The organism is Streptomyces hygroscopicus subsp. hygroscopicus, assembly GCF_030269125.1.
Classification (GTDB): domain Bacteria; phylum Actinomycetota; class Actinomycetes; order Streptomycetales; family Streptomycetaceae; genus Streptomyces; species Streptomyces hygroscopicus_C.
The window spans coordinates 253,600-271,814 of sequence record NZ_BSSM01000003.1 but is presented as its reverse complement, the minus strand read 5'-3'; the positions used below and the strand labels follow the sequence as shown (position 1 = coordinate 271,814).

Here is an 18,215-nt window from a genome sequence, read left to right as displayed (position 1 = left end):
GGGGTCAGGGCGTTGACGGTCGGCGGTCCCACCTGACCTGCACGGTTCAGGGCGTCCGCGAGCTGCTGGTCCGTAGACGAGCCGCCGCTGCCGGCCGTCTGGCCGATCCCGCGGGAAGCGGACCGGAGAGGACGATCCGGGTCAGGCGTCCTCCGTCGGCGCTGCCCCTGTCGGCGCGTCCTCCGTCGGCCCGGCCTCCGTCGGGGCGTCGTCGCCGAGGGCCTGGAGCACCACGGAGTGGGCGGTCAGGGCGTCGGTGAGCAGGGGCGATTCCGGGGGAAGGTGCTCCGAGATCCCACGGGCGATGCGGACGGCCTCGGTACTCGCCTGGAGGGCCGGCTCCAGGTCCATGCCGGCGCTCACCCGGACCAGAGCCAGGATGCGCAGCACGTTGACGAACTGCGGGAGGTACGCCGAGTCCGCCTCGGCCAGTCGCCGGAGCATCAGCAGCGCCATGTTCAGGGACTGGACGGCGTGCTCCGGATGACCGGCCTCCGAGAGCCTGATGCCGACGAGCGTCGCCGCGGTCGCCAGGTGCGGACGGTAGGAATCCGGATCGGCGCTGGCGGGTTCCGCGAGGGCGAGCAGGGCACCGGTGGACTGGCGTACCGCCTCCGGTGCCTGGCCCGTCTCGACCAGCAGGGTGCCCAGCAGGTTCACGGAGTCCAGCAGTGGTGACGCGTCGGCGGGAGTCCCGGTCCGCGCGAGCCCGCGGCGCAGGTCGACCGCCTCGGAGAGGTACGCCATGGCCTGCTCCCGGCGGCCGGCACCGGCGAGACGTGCGCCCACGGAGTGCAGGTCGGTGGCGAGCACGGGCGCCTGGGACGCGTCGGCTTCGGCCAGCCGTCGCCGCACGGCGAGCAGTTCCTCGGCGGCGTCCAGGGCCTCGCCGTGGCGTCCTTCCCGGGTGAGCCAGTGGTCAAGGGCGTGGAGGGCGGTGGCGTGGTCGGGAAGATGAGCCGGATTGGCGGCGGCGATCGGGCGCCAGAGCCCGACCGCCTCCTCCGCGGGCGCGAGGCCGTCGTGCGGCTCCGCGAGCTGGGAGAGGCGGATGCTGAGGTTGGTCAGCGACCGTGCCCGGTCGGGCTGGTGGCGCTCCGGGTCGGCGGCCGTGAGCCGTTCGCGTATCTCCAGACCCTTCCGCGTGGCCTCCAGGGCGTCGTCGGGCTGCCCCAGACGGGCGAGGACGTTGCCGAGGTTGTCCCAGGCCATGGCCAGATGCGGGAGGTGGGCTGCCGGGTTCGCCTCGGCGAGTTCGCGGTACAGGCGCACGGCGTCCTCGGTGGCCTCGCGGGCCTGCCCCGCCCGGCCGGCGGCCTTCAGCCACTGGCCGCAGTTGAGCAGCGTCATCGCGAGGTCGGGCAGGTACCGCATCCGGTCGGCGCCGGCCAGTCGCCGGTTGAGCTCCAGCGCGTCCTGCACGGCGTGTACGCCCTCGTCCAGGCGCCCGGCCTGCGACAGCGCGTTCCCCAGGTTGGTCAGCGCGGTCGCCAGCGCGGGCAGGTGCGTCCCGGGGTCGCCGTCCGCCAGCGGCCGGAGCAGTTCGACGGCTTCGGCGGAGCACTCGGCTGCTTGTGCCGCCCGGCCGGTGCGCACCAGGTGGACACCGAGGTTGTTCAGTGCCATCGCCAGTCCCGTGGAGTGCTCGGCGCGGTCCGCGGCGGCCAGCGCCCGGTACGCGTCGACGGCCTCCCGAAGGGGCTCGGACGCCTCGTCGAAGCGGCCCGCGGTGGTGAGCTGCGCGGCGAGGCTGTTGAGGGCGTCCGCCAGCGCGGGCAGGGCGGGCAGCGCGGCGGTGCCGTCGGCGTCGGTCCGGCGGAGGAGCGCCACCGCTTCCCGCGCCGCGTCGGCGGCCTCGTGGACCAGTCCCGCGTTGCCGTACCGCCAGGCGAGGTGGGAGAGGAGCGCGGCCTGCTCGGCCGGGCCGAGGTCTCCGGTGCCGAGCCGGTGCCGGACGATGCGCCGGGTCACGGCCGCCACGCCGGTGTCCAGATCGACGTGGCGACCCTGCGGCAGGTGCGGTGCGATGAACTCCAGCACGGCGTCCGGCAGACCGTCCAGGTCGCACAGGCGGCTCAGCGCGGCGCCGCCGGCGGCCCGTGCGAGGGCGGGCCGGTGCAGCAGCATCGGGATCAGATGGCGGTCGACGACGTGCGGCCAGCGGCGGGCGGTTTCGACGAGCACCGTGAGCACCTGACGGGCGTACGGCGGCGGCCGGCCGTCCTCCGGGTGCTCCAGCAGCATCGCCGGGGCGACACCGGCCCACGAGTCCGTGGCGTGGTAGCCGTACCGGTCCTCCCGGCCGGGGAGGGTGAGGGCGAGGAAGTCCTCGGCCAGCCGGTCGGGTGAGAGACTCTCGAAAAGCAGCTGCTCCGCCTGCGGCGGGTAGCACCGCGCGTGGTCGCGCAGGACCTGCCCGGCGGTGGCCGCCTCGGCGGCGGCGGTGCGGGTCAGGGCCTCGGTGGCGGCATCGGCCGTCAGCGGCGGGGTGAGCGTGGCGACGTACACCGCGCGGCGCATCTCCCGCGGGCCGGTGCGCACCGGCCCGCGGCCGCCGTCGTGGCTGGACCGCCAGTGGTCGTGCTCGCGGTCCAGCAGGTAGGTGGACAGGGCGGCCAGGTCGCGGCCGGACGGCGGGGTGACGCCGCGCACGGCCGCGTCCACGTCCACCAGCGCCTTCATGTGGACGGCGAGCATCAGGTCGAACGGGGGATCGCCCAGCTCGGCGGGAACCCGGACCGAGGCGGTGTCGGCGAGGCCGAGGGCGGCGGCGAACGCGTCCCGGGCCGAGGCGTAGACAGCGCCGCGCGCCTCGAGGTGATCCGGCAGGCCGGGCAGGCGGACGGCGTCGGCGTCGAGGATGTCGAGCTTGGACAGCTGGTGGGCCAGGTCCTGCCACCAGTCCCCGGCGGGCCGGGACAGGAGCAGGATCCGCAGTCGGTCGCGTGCGGCAGCGCTGTGCTGCCGGATCAGGGTGATGAGATCGGGCAGCGGCCAGCGCTCCGCGTAGTCGACGACGATGACCAGGCCGGGCGGGCGGACCGTCAGGCTTTCGTCCCCGCCGCCGGCGGAGGCGACCTCGCTCCGGTGCCGGGCCTGTGCCACCGTCCAGCCCGCCCCGGCCGACCGGGCGGCGAACTCGGCCGCGAGCCGGGTCTTGCCCTGGCCGCCCTCGCCGTGCAGCAGCCGCACCGTGAGTCCCGGTGCGGTGTCGTCGCGCCACGCCTCCAGCAGCTCCAGTTCCGCACGCGGAGCGAAGGGGACCAGCCGGTGGCGGGCTGTCAGCAGGCGGCTGGGCACGCGCCGCAGGTCCGGCGGGACGGTCCCGCCTCCCAGCGGGTACGGCTCGACCCGGTACGGCGGGGCGCTGCGATAGATGTAGTTGTACTGGTCGCCACCCTGGACGGCGTTGATCCGGCCGCCGCGCACCGAGAGGTTCTGGATGAAGACCGTGCCGTCCGGCCCGCTCATGCCTCGTCCACGTCACCGTCCGGGCGGGGCCTGTCCATGTAGTGGTTGTACTGGTTGCCGCCCTGCACGGCGTTGACGACGGAGCGGTCGTACGCGCGTACGTCCTGCGTCCAGCGGCGGCCGTCCTCCGGGAGCCGTTCCCGGATCCGGTCGATGAGCTCCGTCAGCTCCGGCGCCGCGTCCGGGTGGTCGCGCAGCAGGCGCAGCAGCCGCAGCCGCCACGGGCCGATCAGCTCGGCGCGCGCCGAGGCGGCGTCGTCTCCGCTCACCAGAACCGCGTCGTTGTCCAGTTGGCTCTCGATCTCGCGCAGGCCGTTCCCGCCGCGGCGGAACAGCCGCGCGAAGCCGCCGCGCCCCGTGTGCCACGCGTCCGTCGCCATCGCCGCGACCAGCGTCGAGGCACCCGTCATCGCCAGCGCCTCCGCCATCTGCTGCGTGTTCTGCGGATCAGGCACGGTCTCCCCCCTCCGGCCGCCGTACGAACCAGACGGCGGCTTCGTTCCGGGAGCAAGTACACCGCACAACCCCCATGCGATGCACGGGACTTGGCAAATCGTTGTCTCTGCCCGGCGCTCCCTTCCACGTGAGCGCCCAAGCGCGGACGAAACCACCGCCCGACACGAGGTGCCCCCGCTCCGGCTGCTTCACCGGCTTCGACGACGACTACGACCTCCCGCCCGAGACGCCCTTCGAGTGGCGCTGCGGCCCGGCCACGCCGACCACTGCCGTCGTCCCGCCCACCACCGGCACCGGCCCGCGGGTGGCTTCGCCGAGATCCAGGGGCAGGGCACGGGCCGCCCGCGCGCCGGCCACCAGGGCGGCGAGCTGCCGGTACTCGGTCTCGTCGACGACCACGTGGCTGACCGTGCCGTCCGGTGCCTCCCGGACGAACTCCACTGATCCCCCCTCGGGCAACGCTGCGAGGACCGCGCCGAGATGGGGCCAAGGCCGGGCCGCGCGGGCGTGGGCCGCGTTGCGGGCCACCAAGAAGGTAATGGGGGCTCGTCATGCCCTGTCTGCCGCCTGGTCCCCTCGGCTCCTGCCGCTCCTGCCGCTCCTGCCGCTCCTGCCGCGCCTGGCGCGCCTGGCGCGGCGGATCGCCGACGCCGAGACCATCGGCATCCGTCCGCGGCCCCCCGCGACGAGACACGCGGAAGGTCTTCGCACGGGCCTCCTCCGGCCGCCGGCGCGGGCGCCAGGCCCCGGCGTGCGTCCCGGATCCGCACTCCTCCTCCACGACCACGACGCAGACGGGCGCTCGCGATCACAGCCCAGACGGAGGCCGGATGCCGGCGGCAGGACTAATGTCCGTGCTCACCGTCGACAGGAGAGCCGTGAACACGCGCGTGCAGTGGCCGGGAGTTCGGGAACGCGTCATCGCGGTGGAGGAGGCCGAGCGCCGAGCCCGTGGCCGTGGGCCCTCTCGACGCCCGACGTTCGAACCCGCCCTGACTCCCGCCGCCATCGCCGAGGTGGAAGCGCATTTCGGTGTCCCGCTGCCCGATGAATACCGTACGTTTCTGACGGAGGTCGGAGCCGGTGGCCCCGGGCCGGCCTTCGATCTCACGTCGTTGCGCCGAATCGACGGGAAGTGGGGATGGGTCTGGGAGAACGACGAGGACCATCCCTGGCTGCTCGACCCCAGCGGGCCGTTCGTCGAGACGGAGGACTGGACCGACCAGCAGATCGCGACTCTTCGCGCCGCCGGGTACGAACCCACCCCACGTGACGAGGACGACGACTACCTGGACGACTACCGCAAGGTCTTCGGCGACGCCGGCGAGGATCTCTGGTTCCTGGAACGCGGACGGGGTGCGATTCCCATCAGCGACAACGGATGCGGAATGACCAGCTGGCTCATCGTCGTCGGCCCCCACCGCGGGGAGCTGCGCGACCGGGACTGCGCGGTCAACCCGCCCTTCGAGCCGTGCACCGATACGAACGGAAGTCCTCACACCTTCCGCAGCTGGTACCTCGAAGGGCTTGAGCAGCGCGAGAGGCAGCTCGATGATCAAGGACCGGGTGACCATGGCCCGGCCCATGCGCGGTGACCTGCTCAACCCTCCCTTCAGAGCAACCGCGCCTTGTGAGATCCAGGGCCTGGGGGCCGGGGCGACGAGTCCTGGAAGCCGAAGAGGCCCCTACGCGGCCTACAGCGTCTGCGCCGGGCAGGGCGGACACGGAACTCCGTTCGGGACGACGCTCGGAGCCCCCTGTCCGACGGAGCCTGGGCGGAAGGGTATGGCGACATCGGCCACATGCTCGCCCGGCTCGGCGGTCGCCCAGTTCGGGTAGTACACCTCCCGGTTGGAGGCGCTGACGGCGTACTCGTGCTCGGCGAGCCACGCGCCGACGGCGTCATGGGCGGCAGCCGTCGCGGAGTAGCCTTCATGCCGCTTCGTCAAGGGGGTGTACGCCTCCCGATGCGCAGGCTCGACGCGTACCCCGATCCGGCCGGCCGGATCGACCGCGCTCTGCGTGGGAGCGCAGATCTCGACCGGGCCGTCGGAGTCCTCGCTCACCAGGCCGTGGTAGACGGCGAAGAGCGGTCCGGACAAGCACGCTCCCGCCTGCCGCAGGTGGGAGAAGAGCAGCTCGCTCGACTCCGCGAGGAAGCCGGGCAGGTCTGCGGCGGTCACGTGGCGCTGGGTGAACAGGACTTTCTGCTCCGGCACATCGCGTTCGGAGATCTCGTACGCGGTCGGACTCCTTCCGGCCAGAACCTGCCGGGCATAGGTCACGGCGTCCCGGCGAGCGGTGTGAAGGGACTCCTGCTGTCGCCAGTACGCGGCGAGCAGCCGTACCGATTCCTCACCGCTCGAATCGAGCACCTCCGCGATCCGCGCCAGCGGCATACCGGCGGCGCGCAGCAGTGCGATGCGGCGGGCCCGTTCGACCTGGGCGAGACGATAGCGGCGGAAACCTGTCCGCGGATCGACCTGGGCGGGCGGCAGCAGCCCCCGCTCCCCGTAGAGCCGCAGGGCCTTGAGACTGAGCCTGGTCCTCGTGGCCAGCTCGCCGATGGTGATCAAGTCCTTTTGCACGGGGCCACTGTGCCCCCTGCCCCTGGGGGAGGGACAAGCGCGGAAACCCGGTCGGGCTGACTGACCGTGACCGGCTCACGGAATCCGCCCGACGGCCGGTTCACCATCCGCCTGTGAGCCGTGACTTCGGTGTCCGGAGCGATGCGACGCGAGCAGGACCGGGGTGCTCCGACGGGCCAACGTTGGAATCGTGTGACGAAAACGAGGGAGGGCGCTGAGGACACCGCGCTGACGGCGGCATGTGCGGCAGCGGCCGCAACACCACGTCGCCCACCCTGCCTGTCACGCGGCCCGGACGGCTGTGGTCCCGGTCGAGCGCCATGGCCATGAGCGACTGACCGGTGACTCGGGCGCCTTCTGGGAGGCATGGGAGGTCTGCGCCGGCTCTCGTACGTCGACCGAGGAGGAGGGCCACGAGGGCATGGGCGAGCCGTTCGGGTTCGGCGATGCTCAGCAGATGCGCGACGTCTGCCGCGGCTGGCTGCGCTCCATCCTGGACCTGGCTGACTTGAACGCTGCTCGAAGGCCAGCCGACCCGCGGTATCCCATACGACCAGCTCGCCGCCCGGCGCGGTCGCGGTCCGGCAGCCGCACGGTCCCCGCCACGATCTCCGGAAGCGACGCCGCCATCTCGGTGCCGCGCCTGGAGCGCAGTACGACCCTGCCCGCGTCGACGGAGACCAGCGTCCTGAAGCCGTCCTTCTCCAGACTCTGCCGTCTCTCATGAGACATGGGCCCCTTGAGACGACTGGGGCTGCGAGTGCGGCGGTGGGGGTGGACAAGGCAGGCCTCGTCGAGTCGCGTGACCAGACGGCGGTGCCCCGGGACGGACGTCGGAGCCGATGCATCTCCGTGTACGAACAGCTTGACCACCGCGCGATACCAAGCGCTGATTGACGCCTGCTGTAACGGTCCCCAAGCTGGAGACGGGGTCGGCGGAAGGGGCCGAGATCGTGAGCGGTGGGCAGAGTGGACTTCCCCGGCTGCTGATCGCGGCGGAGAGGGCCGCGCCGGTGGATGCCGTCGCGGTGGTCGCTGAGGACCTGCGGCGGCGGTTCGGGGCCACGGAGGTGTCGTTCCTCATCGTGGACCTGACGGGGAAGGCGGTGGCGCGCCTGGCGACTGCCCCCGGTGCGAAGGGTGGGCGGGAGGCGGAACGGATTCCCATGTTCGGCAGCGTCTACGAGCAGGTGATCCGTACCCAGCGGCTGTTCCAGGAGGCGACCGGCCAGGGACTGCGGGTGATCGTGCCGGTCACCAACCGGGGGGACGCCATCGGACTGCTGGAACTGCTCCTGCCCATCAGCCCCGGCGACGACGTCCTTGACGAGGTCGGTGAAGCCGCCCACATCCTGGCCTACGTCGTGATCGCCAACGGACGCTTCACCGACTTCTACACCTGGGGCAAACGCTCCAGGCCCCCCACGCTGGCAGCCGAAATCCAGTACCAGCTCCTTCCCCCGTCACTGTCGTGCGAGGCTGCTCAGTTCACCTTGTGCGGGAGCTTGGAGCCCTCGGAAGACCTCAACGGCGACACCTTCGACTACGCGCTGGACCGGGACACCCTGCACGTGTCGGTGACGGACCCCATGGGCCACGACATCAATTCCGCCCTGGCCGCCACCGTCCTGGTGGGCGCCTTGCGTGGCGCCCGTCGCACAGGAGCCGGCCTCGCCGAGCAGGCCCACCTAGCCGACCAGGCCCTGGCAGAACACGGCCGCGGCCACGCCACCGGGCAACTGCTACGCATCAACCTCCACACCGGTCGCGCCCAACTCGTCAACGCCGGCCACCCCTGGCCACTGCGCGTACGGGACGGGACTGCCGAAGCGATCACCTGCGAGGTGGACCATCCCTTCGGGTTGGCCGTGTCCGCGCCCCAGCCCTACCGTGTACAGGACCTCGACCTGTGCCCCGGTGACCGTCTGCTCATCGTTACCGATGGCATGCTCGAACGTCATGGTGAGACGGTCGACCTGCTCGCCCTGCTGGAGCGCACCCTGGACCTGCACCCGCGGGAGGCGGCGCTGACGCTGACGTCCGCGGTCCGGGACGCGGCCGGGGGCCGGCTCGCAGATGATGCAACCGTGATGTGCCTGGACTGGCACGGCCCCCAAGAGACCCTGCGGCACGTCAGCTCCGGCGCGGACACCCAGCAGGCTTCAGCCGGCCGCACGAAGCGTTAGCCGTCCGGCACGCTGTCCTGGACGGACCCACGCGGCCAGTGCGTGGCTCTCGCGCCTCACCCCTTCGTGCGTAAGCCCGAGAACCATCCCACTTCGGCTCGCCTGCCCGGTCCGGCCGCAGATCAGGACTGGAGGCCGGGGAGGCGAGCATCGGCTCCGGCCGTGTCCAGGTCATGCTCGATGCCTTTCACGGTGGCTGGTCGCCTTCCCGAATTCATATCCATCCACATCAGATCAAATAGTGACAAAATCGACACGCAGGGAGGTGATGGCTGGGAGGCAAGGATGGACCTGGACGCTGTCGCCGATGAGCTGTACGCCCTGGCCCCGGGCGACTTCACGGCCGCCAGAGACGAACGTGCCAAGGCCGCGCGAGCAGCCGGCGACCGGGAACTGGCCGAGCGGATCCACCGGCTGCGCCGCCCCACCCTGGCGGCGTGGGCGAGCAACCTGCTGGTGCGCGAGCAGCCGGACGAAGTACGGCGTCTCCTGCAACTGGGCGAGGCGCTGCGTCAGGCCCACCAGGATCTCGACGGCGAGCAGCTGCGGGAACTGTCGGCGCAGCAGCACCAGGTCACCTCCGCCCTGGTGCGGCAGGCCGGCCGGCTCACCGCCCAGGCCGGGCAGCGCATCAGCGACGACGTGCGGCAGGAGGTCCAGGACACCCTGCACGCGGTACTGGCCGACCCCGACGCGGCCGAGCAGTGGGCGAAGGGCCGTCTGGCGAAGCCGCTGAGCGCCCCGGCCGGTTTCCCCACCCTCTCCCGGCAGCCCGCACCGCCCTCAGCCGCCCGCCGAACCGAGCCCGCCGGCGATCCGGCCGATCCGGATGCCGCTCGCGCACGTCGCCGCGAGCAGCAAGAACGCCTTGAGCGGGCCCGGCAGCAGGTCACGGACGCCGAGCAGGAGCTGCGCGACCGGGAGGCGGAGCTGGCCACCGCGGAAGAGGAGCTGAGCCGGGCGGACGAAGAGCAGCAGCAGGCCGAGCGGCGCGTCGACGACCTGTCCCGGCAGCTGGAGGACGCCGAACGCGAGCAGCAGCGGGCCCGGGAGGCCGCCCGGAAGGCCCGCGACCACAGGCGGGCCGCCGACCGGGCCGTCCGCGAAGCCCGCCGCCGGGCCGAGGACACCACCGCGCACGCCCGCAAGCTCGCCGAACAGACCAGAACCGTCCTACCTGCCTGCGATTGAAGATCACGCCAACAGCCTCCGCGCGGACCGGGAGCGCGCGATGGCGATGGACGCGACCGGCTTCGGCATCGACAACCTCACCGCCCAGATCACCTCCTACGAAGACGTCGCGACGAAGACGCGCGAACGGATGACGGCCTTGCCCGAGGACGAACGGTCCGAGCCGGAGGACGCTGCAACTGGACCAGATCAGCAACAGGAAACTGACCGAACGGATCAGCGAACTCACAGAGGCCGACAGGAAGCTCGAACACGAGCACGGTGGCCCGGCTGGCGGAGACGAACTCGGCGATGGTGTGCTCGCGGGTGGCGTGCTCCTTGACGAGGCCGGTCCGGCCAGCCCCGCAGGACTTGCCGCATATAGTTGTAACAGCTATCGTTACGACTCGGAGTGGAGGGGCGAGGGAGGTGGAGTCCGACGTGAGTGCCAACAGCAGACTGACCATCGCGGCGCACACCCTGACATGGATCGGGCTGTATCAGCGGCGTGGCCACGAGGTCGCCACCTCCGAGCAGATCGCGACGAGCGTCAACACCAACCCGGTGGTGATCCGCCGCCTGCTGGGCGAGCTGCGCAAGGCCGGCCTGGCCGATTCGCGGCGGGGTGCGGGGGCGGGCTGGATGCTCGCGCGGGACCTGGCGGCGATCACCCTGCTCGACGTCTACCAGGCGATCGAACCGGGACCGGTCTTCGCCCTGCATCGCGCGACACCGGACCCCGAGTGCGTCGTGGGCCACGGCATCGGGCCGGCGATGACCGCCGTGTACGACGATGTGGAGGCCGCCCTGCGCAGGGAGCTGGCCAAGACCACGCTGGAGGACGTGCTGCGGGACGTCTTGAAAGCCGCCTGACCTCGGACCGTCGATTCCCCTGATCGAGGGGGATCGCATTCCCGCGGCATCGATGTAACCAAAATGGTTACATCAAGAGATTGGAGAGTCTGATGGGACAACTGGACGACAAGACCGCCCTCGTCACCGGCGCCTCCAGCGGCATCGGCCTGGCGATCGCCCGCCGTTTCGCCGCCGAGGGCGCGACCGTATACCTGACCGGGCGCCGCAAGGCCGCGCTGGACGCCGCCGTCGCGCAGGTCGGTCCCCGAGGCATCGCCATCCAGGGCGATGCCTCGGACCTCGACGACCTCGACCGGCTCTTCGCCGAGATCTCGAACCGCAGCGGCCGCCTGGACATCGTGGTGGCCAACGCAGGGGTCGGGGACTACGGCCCGCTCGGCGCGATCACCGAGGAGGAGTACGACCGCACTGCCTCGATCAATCTCAAGGGCACGGTCTTCACTGTCCAAAAGGCGCTGCCGCTGCTGACGGCCGGCGCCTCGGTGATGCTGCTCTCCTCCAGCTCGGCCCTGCGGGCCGCCCCGGGCCTGGGCGTCTACGCCGCCACCAAGGCCGCGATCCGCAGCCTCGCCCGCACCTGGGCCGCGGAACTGGTCGGCCGCGGAATCCGTGTCAACGCCCTCACCCCCGGCCCCGTCGAGACCCCGGGCCTGGACGAGCTTCTCGCCGCTTTCCCGCACGGCGATCGGCCCACCGCGGCCGAGCCCGCCCCACCGACCCCGCTCGGCCGCCTCGGCCATCCCGACGAGGTCGCCGCCACCGCCCTCTACCTGGCCGGCGATCAAAGCAGTTTCACCACCGGCGCGGAACTGCTCGTCGACGGCGGCGCCACACAGCTCTAGGCGCCACATCGGCGACAGGGACACATTCGACGCTCCGGGGCGTCTGACCCGCGTACCTGCGACCGTCGCCAGGGCGACGGCTGCGACACAACGACACGGCAAGAAGTGTGCAACTCGGCGGGCCGCTGAGCGGCAAGCACTTCCTGTTCCAGGGCCGGGGCCCGACCGACACCTCAAGCAGACGAAGAGACAAAGGACAATGGCAACAGATACTCAGACCTCGCGGACCGTGGCCGAGAAGTTCCTGGAACGCCTCGGCAGGCAGGACCCCGACGGCATCCAGGAACTGTTCTCCGAGGAGATCGACTGGCACGTCCCCGGCAGTGACGCGCTGCCCTGGACCGGGCGCCGTACCCGCCGGGAGGAGGTCGCGCCGTACTTCACCACGATGTGGCCGCACTTCGCGCACGGCAGGAGCAAGGTCGTGCTGGAGCGCTTCATCGTCGACGGTGGTGACGTGGTGCTGCTGGCGGTCTTCACGCACACCGTCGCGGCCAGCGGCAAGGAGTTCACCACACCGGTGGCCATGCACCTGGCGGTCGAGGGCGGCCAGATCGTTCGCATGCACCTATACGAGGACACGCTGACCGTCGCCGAGGCGTTCAACGCCGGCTGAGCGGAGGGTACTCAGGGGCCCCGCGGCCCGGGGCGGCCCGGCCGGGCATGTACGTAGAGGGTCAGTCGAGAGACGGTCAAAGCCGAAACGGATGGCAGAACTCGCCCCCGGCCGATCGCTGCCGGTCAGCACGGTGGGGTGGTCGGCCTTCGGCGCTGGCTACCGATCAGGTCCCCCGGCGACGGCAGAGCGTCGGCCGGTGTCGCCATGTCGACCAGCAGCCGCCCGCCGGGTCTGCCGCGCTGGGGACTTGACCGGCACCCACGAACTTTCGCGCCCCCACCGTGTCCTGCCGGCCTCCTCGCTCGCCTGTCTGGCCGGTGTGACCATCACAGGGGCGTTGCTGGACCGATTCCCGCAGCTTGCGCTGCTCACCCCCGTGGCCACGCAGGCAGTGGGCATGCTCGGCCTGTACTCGGTCGGCACTCATCCGGTGACGGCGGTGATGTTCTTGATCCTCATGGGCGGAGCGCTCGGGCCGGTGTGGATCTGCACCCGGGCCAGCGGGCATCTCCAGGCCGTGGGCACGGACGCTGCCGGCCGCCGCCAGTACCTGTATCACCCACAGTTCCGTGCGGAGCAGGAGCAGGCCAAGCACGAGCACGTGCTCGATGTCGCGGAAGTCCTGCCCGTGGTGAGGGAGGCGGTCGAGGGTCATATGAGCGATCGGGGGCTGACCCGGCAGCGGGTCCCGGCCACGGCGGTACGCCTGCTCGACCTCGGCTTCTTCCGCGTCGGCAGCGACCGCTACACCGAGCTGAACCAAAGCTACGGCCTCACCACGCTGCTGCGCGAGCACTCTCACCGCCAGGCAGGGGCCGTGCTGTTCGCCTTCACCGGCAAGCACGGCAGGGAGATCATGAAGACGGCCGCTGACCCCGCCACCTGCCGCACCCTGACCGCGCTGCGGCAGCGCTGGGGCGGCGGCGACCGACTTCTGGCCTACTGGCAGCAGAACACCTGGCACGAACTCAGCGGCGACGACATCAACGCCTACCTCAAGGAACTGGCCGGCCTGGAGATCACCGCCAAGGACATCCGCACCTGGCACGTCACCGTCATGGCCGCCGTGGCCCTCGCCGTCTCGCAGCCCGTCGCACCCAGCGAGACCGCCTGCCGCCGCGCCATCGCGCGGGCAGCGCGCGAGGTGGCCGGGTACCTCGGCAACACCCCCGCGGTCTGCCGCGCCTCCTACATCAACCCGCGGGTGATCGAACTGTACGAGGAAGGGGTGACGGTCGCCGCCGCGCCGCCCCGGCTCGGCGACGAAGGACCCTACGGCGTCCCCGCCACCCGCGGACCCGCCGAACGGGCCGTACCGCGCATGCTCCGCCCCGGTCACCCGCCGGAGACCCGGTGAGCGGCCGCCCGTCACCTCTCCGAACGGCCGACCGACCAGGTGACCGACTTCCCCAGCACGGCCCAGCCGGCCGGTGCGGGGCCGGGCGACGACGTGCCCCAAGACGACGACGGTCTGGCACCGTGCCCCGGCGCCCTGGAGACGGTGAACCGCACGTCAGCCCAGTTGCCCAACGGCCGCCAGCCCTGGCCGCAGAGGGCCCCCCAGACAACCGCCCCCAGGGCCGCATCCGCGCGTCACGCTGCTCCTGCCCGCTCGCGGTGGTGCCGCCATCAGCAGAACACCGTCACGGCCAGCGAGGCGGCGGCGGTGACGAAGTAGAAACCGGGAAACGCGAGGTTGTACAGCACGCGGGCGCGCAGATGGAAGGCGAGCGCGCCCAGGTAGAGCAGGACGAGACCGCAGGTCGCGGCGGCGCCGAGGGGGCGCAGTGCGGCGTCGAGGAGGCCGAGGAGGAGGCCCGCCGCACCAGCCAGCTTGAGGGTGGCCAGCCAGGGCAGCCAGGACCGGGGGACACCCACCTCCGCCGAGTTGGCCAGCACGAAGCGCGCCCCGGCGAGGTCGGCGGCGGCGATACCGACGTTGACGGCGGCGGTGAGCAGGGGGACGACGACGAGCGCGAGCTGGGTACCGGTCATGACTTCAGGGTGTGCGGGCACCTCCGCACCGTCCAATACCTGCTTCTATAACCTGGTGGCATGGACGTGGACACACGCTTGCTCCGGTACTTCGCCGCAGTGGCGGAGGAGGGCAGCCTGACCGGGGCGGCGGAGAGGCTGTTCGTCTCGCAGCCTGCGCTGACCAAGCAGATCAGACGCCTGGAGGACGATCTCGGGGTACGGCTCTTCGCGCGTTCGCGATCGGGGATGGCGCTGACCGAGGCCGGCCGTGAGCTCGCCGCGCGGGTGCCCGCACTGCTGGACGGCTGGGACGAGGCGGTGCGGGCAACCGGCCGGGCGGCGCGGGTGCTGCGCCTGGGCTTCCTGGACGCGGGCGCGGTGGGTGCCGTCCCCGAGGTCATCGCCGAGTTCCGCCGGGCGCAGCCGGAGTGGCGGGTGGAACTGCGGCAGTTCGACTGGTCGGAACCGAGCGCCGGCCTGGCCCGGGGGGAGGTCGACGCGGCAGTGGTGCGCCTGCCGTTTCCGGGGCAGGAGCGCTTCGCGGTGCGGGAGTTGTTCGCCGAAGAGCGGGGAGTGCTGCTGCCGGCTCGGCATCCGCTGGCGGACAGGGAGACGGTGGAGTTCCGGGAGCTTTGGGACGAGCCGTTCGTCGCGGCCGGAGCCGAGACCGGAGCCTGGAGGGAGCACTGGCTGGCGGCGGAGGAGCGGGACGGGCACCCCGTGCGGGTCGGCGCCGTCACCAGCCGTCCCGACGAGTGGCTCGGAGCGGTGGCCGGCGGCTGCGTGGCGCTGGCCCCCGCGTCGGCGGCCCGTTTCTACTCCCACCCGGATGTCGTGTTCCGTCCGGTCCGCGGGGTCTCACCGAGCCGGGTGGGGCTGGCCCGGCCCCGACAGCGGACGCACGAGGCGGCGCTGGACGAACTGCTCCAGGCCATCACGCGGCGGCTGGGCCGGGGATGAGGACGGGGCCGGGCAGCACACCGGCGCGCTGCCCGGCCGGATCGGCACCACTGCCCGCGACAGTCGTTCATGGCCACAGCGCGGCGGTGTTCCCAGCGGCTGTGATGGTGACCCCGCTGCTCCTGGACATCGCCCAGCAGGGTCACCCGGCGGCAAAGGCCACCGTATTGACGCTGATCGATGAGGCCCTGTCGTCCTATCCACACGCCGGGTACACGCGGGTGGCGGCTCCTGACGGCGCCGCGGTTCCCCTCTGTCGTGCCATCGCCCACTACCTGCGAGCTCGCACCGACTTCCTCGTCGGACTGGGCAGGAGGGGCAAGTCATTGCTGGCGGACGCGGCCGCGCACTGACGCTTCGAGATCCGCGAGTGCGTCGCGGACGGCAGCGGCACGGCAGCCTTCGGCACCCTGGCCGGTTGTCTCGCCGACGGCGTGCGGTCGGCGGAAATGCATGTCGCCGGTGCCGTTACTGTGCTGAGCGAGTCAACCCTCGATTACCCGCCCGCGGAGGGCTCTCTCGAAGCCTGCCTGCGTTGATCGCCCGGCATCCGCGCGAACTGCCACCGGGTGCCGTGCTGTTTCCAGCGGGGTGCGGGGAACGCGTGCACTGACCGACTGACCGACTGACCGACTGACCGACTGACCGACTGAGGGACTGAGGGACTGACTGGCATGGCGAGCTGGCGGCGCCTGCGGGACGGGAACGACGCCGGTGTGTGGCAGCTTCTGCGCCGGAGACCACAGTCGAAGCCCATCCCATGCGGCTCGGTGCGCGACGCGTACCCGGGCGCCTGCCCGGCCTGTTTCAAGCACTACGCGCCCTCGGACCGGCGGCGCGGGGCCTCGCCGTCCATCCGCCCCGCCCGCTGAACTCCAGCTGGAAGATATGGCGTTAGTTACGGGCAGATCATCCTATTAAGAGATGATCAACGAGAAAGAGGACACCCATCGCTTCTGGTCGGCGGACAAGGGGTCCTCCCTCACGGCGATCGTCCGGCCCCGCTTCATGTGTGCTACCGGACGTGCGCCGCGCACAACTGGTCAGTATGACGGTCCGCTGACCGGATCACAGGGGGGCGAAGTTAGAGTCACGGGCGGCAACGACCCTGGGTTTAAGGGGAGTTCACGAAAAAGGGGGAATCCGCGTGCCGGGATCGAAGTCCGAGACACCGCCGCTCTGGCGCAACCGGGACTACAACTTGTGGTGGGGCGGCTCCGCCGTCTCTCAACTGGGGAGCAGCGTCGGCCAGTTCGCCTACCCGCTGCTGATCCTCGGTGTCACGTCATCCGCCTCCTCCGCGGGCATCGTCGCGGCCTGCGCGAACGCCGGTTATCTCGGTGCCTCGTTACCCGCCGGGGTGGCGGCTGACCGCGTGTCGCGGCGTGCTCTGCTGATTGTGTCCTCTGTGGTGCAGCTGGTGTTCATGGCCGCCGCAGGCGCCGCTGTGGCCGCCGGACACGTGTGGGTGCCGCAGATAGCCGTCACCGCACTGGTGCAGGGAGTCATGTCGGCCGTGCACGACGCGGTGACGACGCCGGCCCTGCGCCGAATCGTTTTGCCCGCTCAGCTCAAGGCGGCCTTCGCCAGGGAGCAAGCGCGTGACATGGGAGCGCAGCTCGCGGGGTCGCCGTTCGGCGGAGTGCTGTTCGCCCTGGCGCGCTGGATCCCGTTCATGTTCGATGCGGTGTCCTACCTCTTCGTCACGCTGGCCGCGCTGTTCGTCCGCAGCTCCCTGGGGCCTGACCGAGCGGAGGAGGCGGGAAACCGACCGGCCTCTGTGCGGCGGGACCTGGGGGAGGGGCTCCGGTTCCTGTGGCGAAATTCCTTTCTTCGGTTCCTGCTGCTCTGGGCGGCACTGTCGAACTGCACGCTGGCCGGTCTGGCGTTCATGTTCGTCGTGGCGCTGCGGGACCACGGCGCGTCGGCGTCGGTCATCGGAACCTCTGAGTCGATCGTCGCGGCGAGTGGCCTGTTGGGCGCGCTGGTCGCGAGCAGGCTCGTGCAGTGGGTGTCGGGCTATCGAATCGTTCTCACGATGTCCTGGCTCATGGTCGCCGGCACGGTCGGTGTCGCCGCACTCGCGGCCCGGCCCTGGCTGGCCGCGCTGTGTTTCGGGGGAATGGTGTTGTTCATGGCGCCGCTCAACGTCACGTTCAGGGCTCAAATGGTAGGGATCGTTCCCGACCGGATGTCTGGCCGGGTGATGACGGCGGTCTCGATGGCGGCCCAGTCCCTGAAATGGTTCGCCCCGCTGGCCTGCGGAGCGTTGGCCGACAGCTTCTCGCCGACCGTGCCCGTCCTCGGCCTCGCGGGCGTGTTCGTGCTGCTGGCGGTGGCGAACCATCTGGCCCCGGCCCTCCGGGGCTTCGACGACCCCGGTTCCCGCGCCCCGGACGCCGCCGACGAGCCCGTCGGTCCGGACGCCGCACCGGAACCTGCGAGGCGAGGGAGGGCCGGGCGCCAAGAGGACCCGGCCCCGTGAGATGAGGAGGAGCGACTACGAGCAGATCGCCCTCCGGCTCACCGGTCCGGTCTGCCGCGGGTCTTCACCGCGACCTGGACGTCCTTGCAGCCGACACGCCCGCCCCATTGCCTCCGACGTCCGTCGCCGCGCCGACCAGCTGCCGAAGGACAGCGCAAGGCCGGGCGCCGACGACTGGTCAGCCTGATACGTCCCAGGCACCGCGCATGGCCGAGCGATTGGTCGAGGACATCTTCAGGGCCTTGGACGAGCAGACCGTCGTGGTGCCCGGCACCGACGCGGCCGCACTGATCGTCCCCGGCCTCGCCAACTCGCTCCAAGCCGTCCTCGACCAGCGCAGACTCCTCGCCGCGCGACGACCAAGTCGCCGGGTACCTCCATCCACGGCGCACACGCGCCACGGCGCGGCAACCGTCAGCTGAGGCGCGCGATGTTCCTGTCGGCGTTCACCGCGCTGAGCGAAGACATCGAGGCGCCCCCGGCGCCGACTGGCCGAGCGGGCACCACCTGGTTCTCGTCATTTGCAGGTGGGTTCGAGTCAAAACGTGGTCCGACCCTGGATCCGGGCGCTGACAGACACCCCTG

The 18,215-nt window shown here is 71.4% G+C and carries 15 protein-coding genes and 1 pseudogene; 11 read left to right on the top strand and 5 right to left on the bottom strand.

All coding sequences use genetic code 11. The features are described from left to right. Nucleotides 1-141: 141 nt before the first annotated feature. The 3 genes from QSK45_RS09375 to QSK45_RS09365 form a co-directional block, all read right to left on the bottom strand. On the bottom strand, nucleotides 142-3,471 hold the full coding sequence (locus QSK45_RS09375; RefSeq protein WP_285555065.1) for a tetratricopeptide repeat protein: 3,330 nt from the start codon (nucleotides 3,469-3,471) through the stop codon (nucleotides 142-144). Beyond that, on the bottom strand, nucleotides 3,468-3,926 hold the full coding sequence (locus QSK45_RS09370; RefSeq protein WP_285555063.1) for a hypothetical protein: 459 nt from the start codon (nucleotides 3,924-3,926) through the stop codon (nucleotides 3,468-3,470). The genes QSK45_RS09375 and QSK45_RS09370 overlap by 4 nt, the downstream gene beginning before the upstream one ends. Nucleotides 3,927-4,134: 208 nt before the next feature. Next, nucleotides 4,135-4,368 carry a hypothetical protein gene (locus QSK45_RS09365; RefSeq protein ID WP_285555061.1) on the bottom strand — a complete coding sequence of 78 codons (234 nt, stop codon included), beginning with the start codon at nucleotides 4,366-4,368 and terminating at the stop codon, nucleotides 4,135-4,137. A 413-nt stretch (nucleotides 4,369-4,781) separates the two neighbouring features. Between QSK45_RS09365 and QSK45_RS09360 the strand changes: the two genes are divergently transcribed. Further along, the gene (locus tag QSK45_RS09360; RefSeq protein ID WP_285555060.1) at nucleotides 4,782-5,522 is read left to right on the top strand and encodes an SMI1/KNR4 family protein; all 741 of its coding nucleotides are present in this window, start codon (nucleotides 4,782-4,784) and stop codon (nucleotides 5,520-5,522) included. 99 nt (nucleotides 5,523-5,621) lie between these two features. On the opposite strand, the gene QSK45_RS09355 is transcribed toward QSK45_RS09360, so the two are convergent. Then, the gene (locus QSK45_RS09355) at nucleotides 5,622-6,515 is read right to left on the bottom strand and encodes a MerR family transcriptional regulator (RefSeq protein WP_285555058.1); all 894 of its coding nucleotides are present in this window, start codon (nucleotides 6,513-6,515) and stop codon (nucleotides 5,622-5,624) included. 1,013 nt (nucleotides 6,516-7,528) lie between these two features. Here QSK45_RS09355 and QSK45_RS09350 point away from each other — a divergent pair. The 6 genes from QSK45_RS09350 (at nucleotide 7,529) to QSK45_RS09325 (ending at nucleotide 13,565) form a co-directional block, all read left to right on the top strand. After that, nucleotides 7,529-8,701 (top strand): PP2C family protein-serine/threonine phosphatase, encoded by a 1,173-nt coding sequence (locus QSK45_RS09350; protein ID WP_285555529.1) that lies wholly within the window; start codon nucleotides 7,529-7,531, stop codon nucleotides 8,699-8,701. Nucleotides 8,702-8,986: 285 nt separating this feature from the next. Continuing rightward, entirely contained in the window at nucleotides 8,987-9,892 is a 906-nt protein-coding gene (locus QSK45_RS09345; protein ID WP_285555056.1) for a hypothetical protein, read from the top strand. 420 nt (nucleotides 9,893-10,312) lie between these two features. Then, complete coding sequence (locus QSK45_RS09340; protein WP_285555055.1) at nucleotides 10,313-10,744, top strand: Rrf2 family transcriptional regulator; 432 nt, start codon at nucleotides 10,313-10,315, stop codon at nucleotides 10,742-10,744. Between the two features lie 92 nt (nucleotides 10,745-10,836). Further along, entirely contained in the window at nucleotides 10,837-11,589 is a 753-nt protein-coding gene (locus QSK45_RS09335) for an SDR family NAD(P)-dependent oxidoreductase (RefSeq protein ID WP_285555053.1), read from the top strand. Between the two features lie 199 nt (nucleotides 11,590-11,788). After that, nucleotides 11,789-12,205: a nuclear transport factor 2 family protein gene (locus QSK45_RS09330; protein ID WP_285555050.1), complete on the top strand. Its 417-nt coding sequence runs from the start codon at nucleotides 11,789-11,791 to the stop codon at nucleotides 12,203-12,205. 250 nt (nucleotides 12,206-12,455) lie between these two features. Continuing rightward, nucleotides 12,456-13,565: a DNA topoisomerase IB gene (locus QSK45_RS09325; RefSeq protein WP_285555048.1), complete on the top strand. Its 1,110-nt coding sequence runs from the start codon at nucleotides 12,456-12,458 to the stop codon at nucleotides 13,563-13,565. A gap of 272 nt (nucleotides 13,566-13,837) precedes the next feature. Here the strand turns inward: QSK45_RS09325 and QSK45_RS09320 are convergent, their stop codons facing one another. Beyond that, nucleotides 13,838-14,203 carry a DoxX family protein gene (locus tag QSK45_RS09320; protein WP_285555047.1) on the bottom strand — a complete coding sequence of 122 codons (366 nt, stop codon included), beginning with the start codon at nucleotides 14,201-14,203 and terminating at the stop codon, nucleotides 13,838-13,840. A 60-nt stretch (nucleotides 14,204-14,263) separates the two neighbouring features. Between QSK45_RS09320 and QSK45_RS09315 the strand changes: the two genes are divergently transcribed. From QSK45_RS09315 to QSK45_RS09300, 4 genes and pseudogenes are all read left to right on the top strand, one after another. Beyond that, on the top strand, nucleotides 14,264-15,145 hold the full coding sequence (locus tag QSK45_RS09315) for a LysR family transcriptional regulator (RefSeq protein ID WP_285555046.1): 882 nt from the start codon (nucleotides 14,264-14,266) through the stop codon (nucleotides 15,143-15,145). Nucleotides 15,146-15,249: 104 nt separating this feature from the next. Further along, the gene (locus tag QSK45_RS09310; RefSeq protein ID WP_285555044.1) at nucleotides 15,250-15,498 is read left to right on the top strand and encodes a hypothetical protein; all 249 of its coding nucleotides are present in this window, start codon (nucleotides 15,250-15,252) and stop codon (nucleotides 15,496-15,498) included. Between the two features lie 794 nt (nucleotides 15,499-16,292). Next, complete coding sequence (locus tag QSK45_RS09305; protein ID WP_285555042.1) at nucleotides 16,293-17,630, top strand: MFS transporter; 1,338 nt, start codon at nucleotides 16,293-16,295, stop codon at nucleotides 17,628-17,630. Nucleotides 17,631-17,783: 153 nt separating this feature from the next. Continuing rightward, a pseudogene (locus tag QSK45_RS09300) lies at nucleotides 17,784-18,096 on the top strand (IS110 family transposase); the annotation flags it as partial. Nucleotides 18,097-18,215: the final 119 nt, after the last annotated feature.

What these genes read in the sequence shown, in the direction of transcription:
- QSK45_RS09320 (WP_285555047.1), bottom strand. Translation starts at nt 14,203, where the DNA reads ATGACCGGTACCCAGCTCGCGCTCGTCGTCGTCCCCCTGCTCACCGCC.
- QSK45_RS09315 (WP_285555046.1), top strand. Translation starts at nt 14,264, where the DNA reads ATGGACGTGGACACACGCTTGCTCCGGTACTTCGCCGCAGTGGCGGAG.
- QSK45_RS09345 (WP_285555056.1), top strand. Translation starts at nt 8,987, where the DNA reads ATGGACCTGGACGCTGTCGCCGATGAGCTGTACGCCCTGGCCCCGGGC.
- QSK45_RS09330 (WP_285555050.1), top strand. Translation starts at nt 11,789, where the DNA reads ATGGCAACAGATACTCAGACCTCGCGGACCGTGGCCGAGAAGTTCCTG.
- QSK45_RS09335 (WP_285555053.1), top strand. Translation starts at nt 10,837, where the DNA reads ATGGGACAACTGGACGACAAGACCGCCCTCGTCACCGGCGCCTCCAGC.
- QSK45_RS09310 (WP_285555044.1), top strand. Translation starts at nt 15,250, where the DNA reads ATGGTGACCCCGCTGCTCCTGGACATCGCCCAGCAGGGTCACCCGGCG.
- QSK45_RS09375 (WP_285555065.1), bottom strand. Translation starts at nt 3,471, where the DNA reads ATGAGCGGGCCGGACGGCACGGTCTTCATCCAGAACCTCTCGGTGCGC.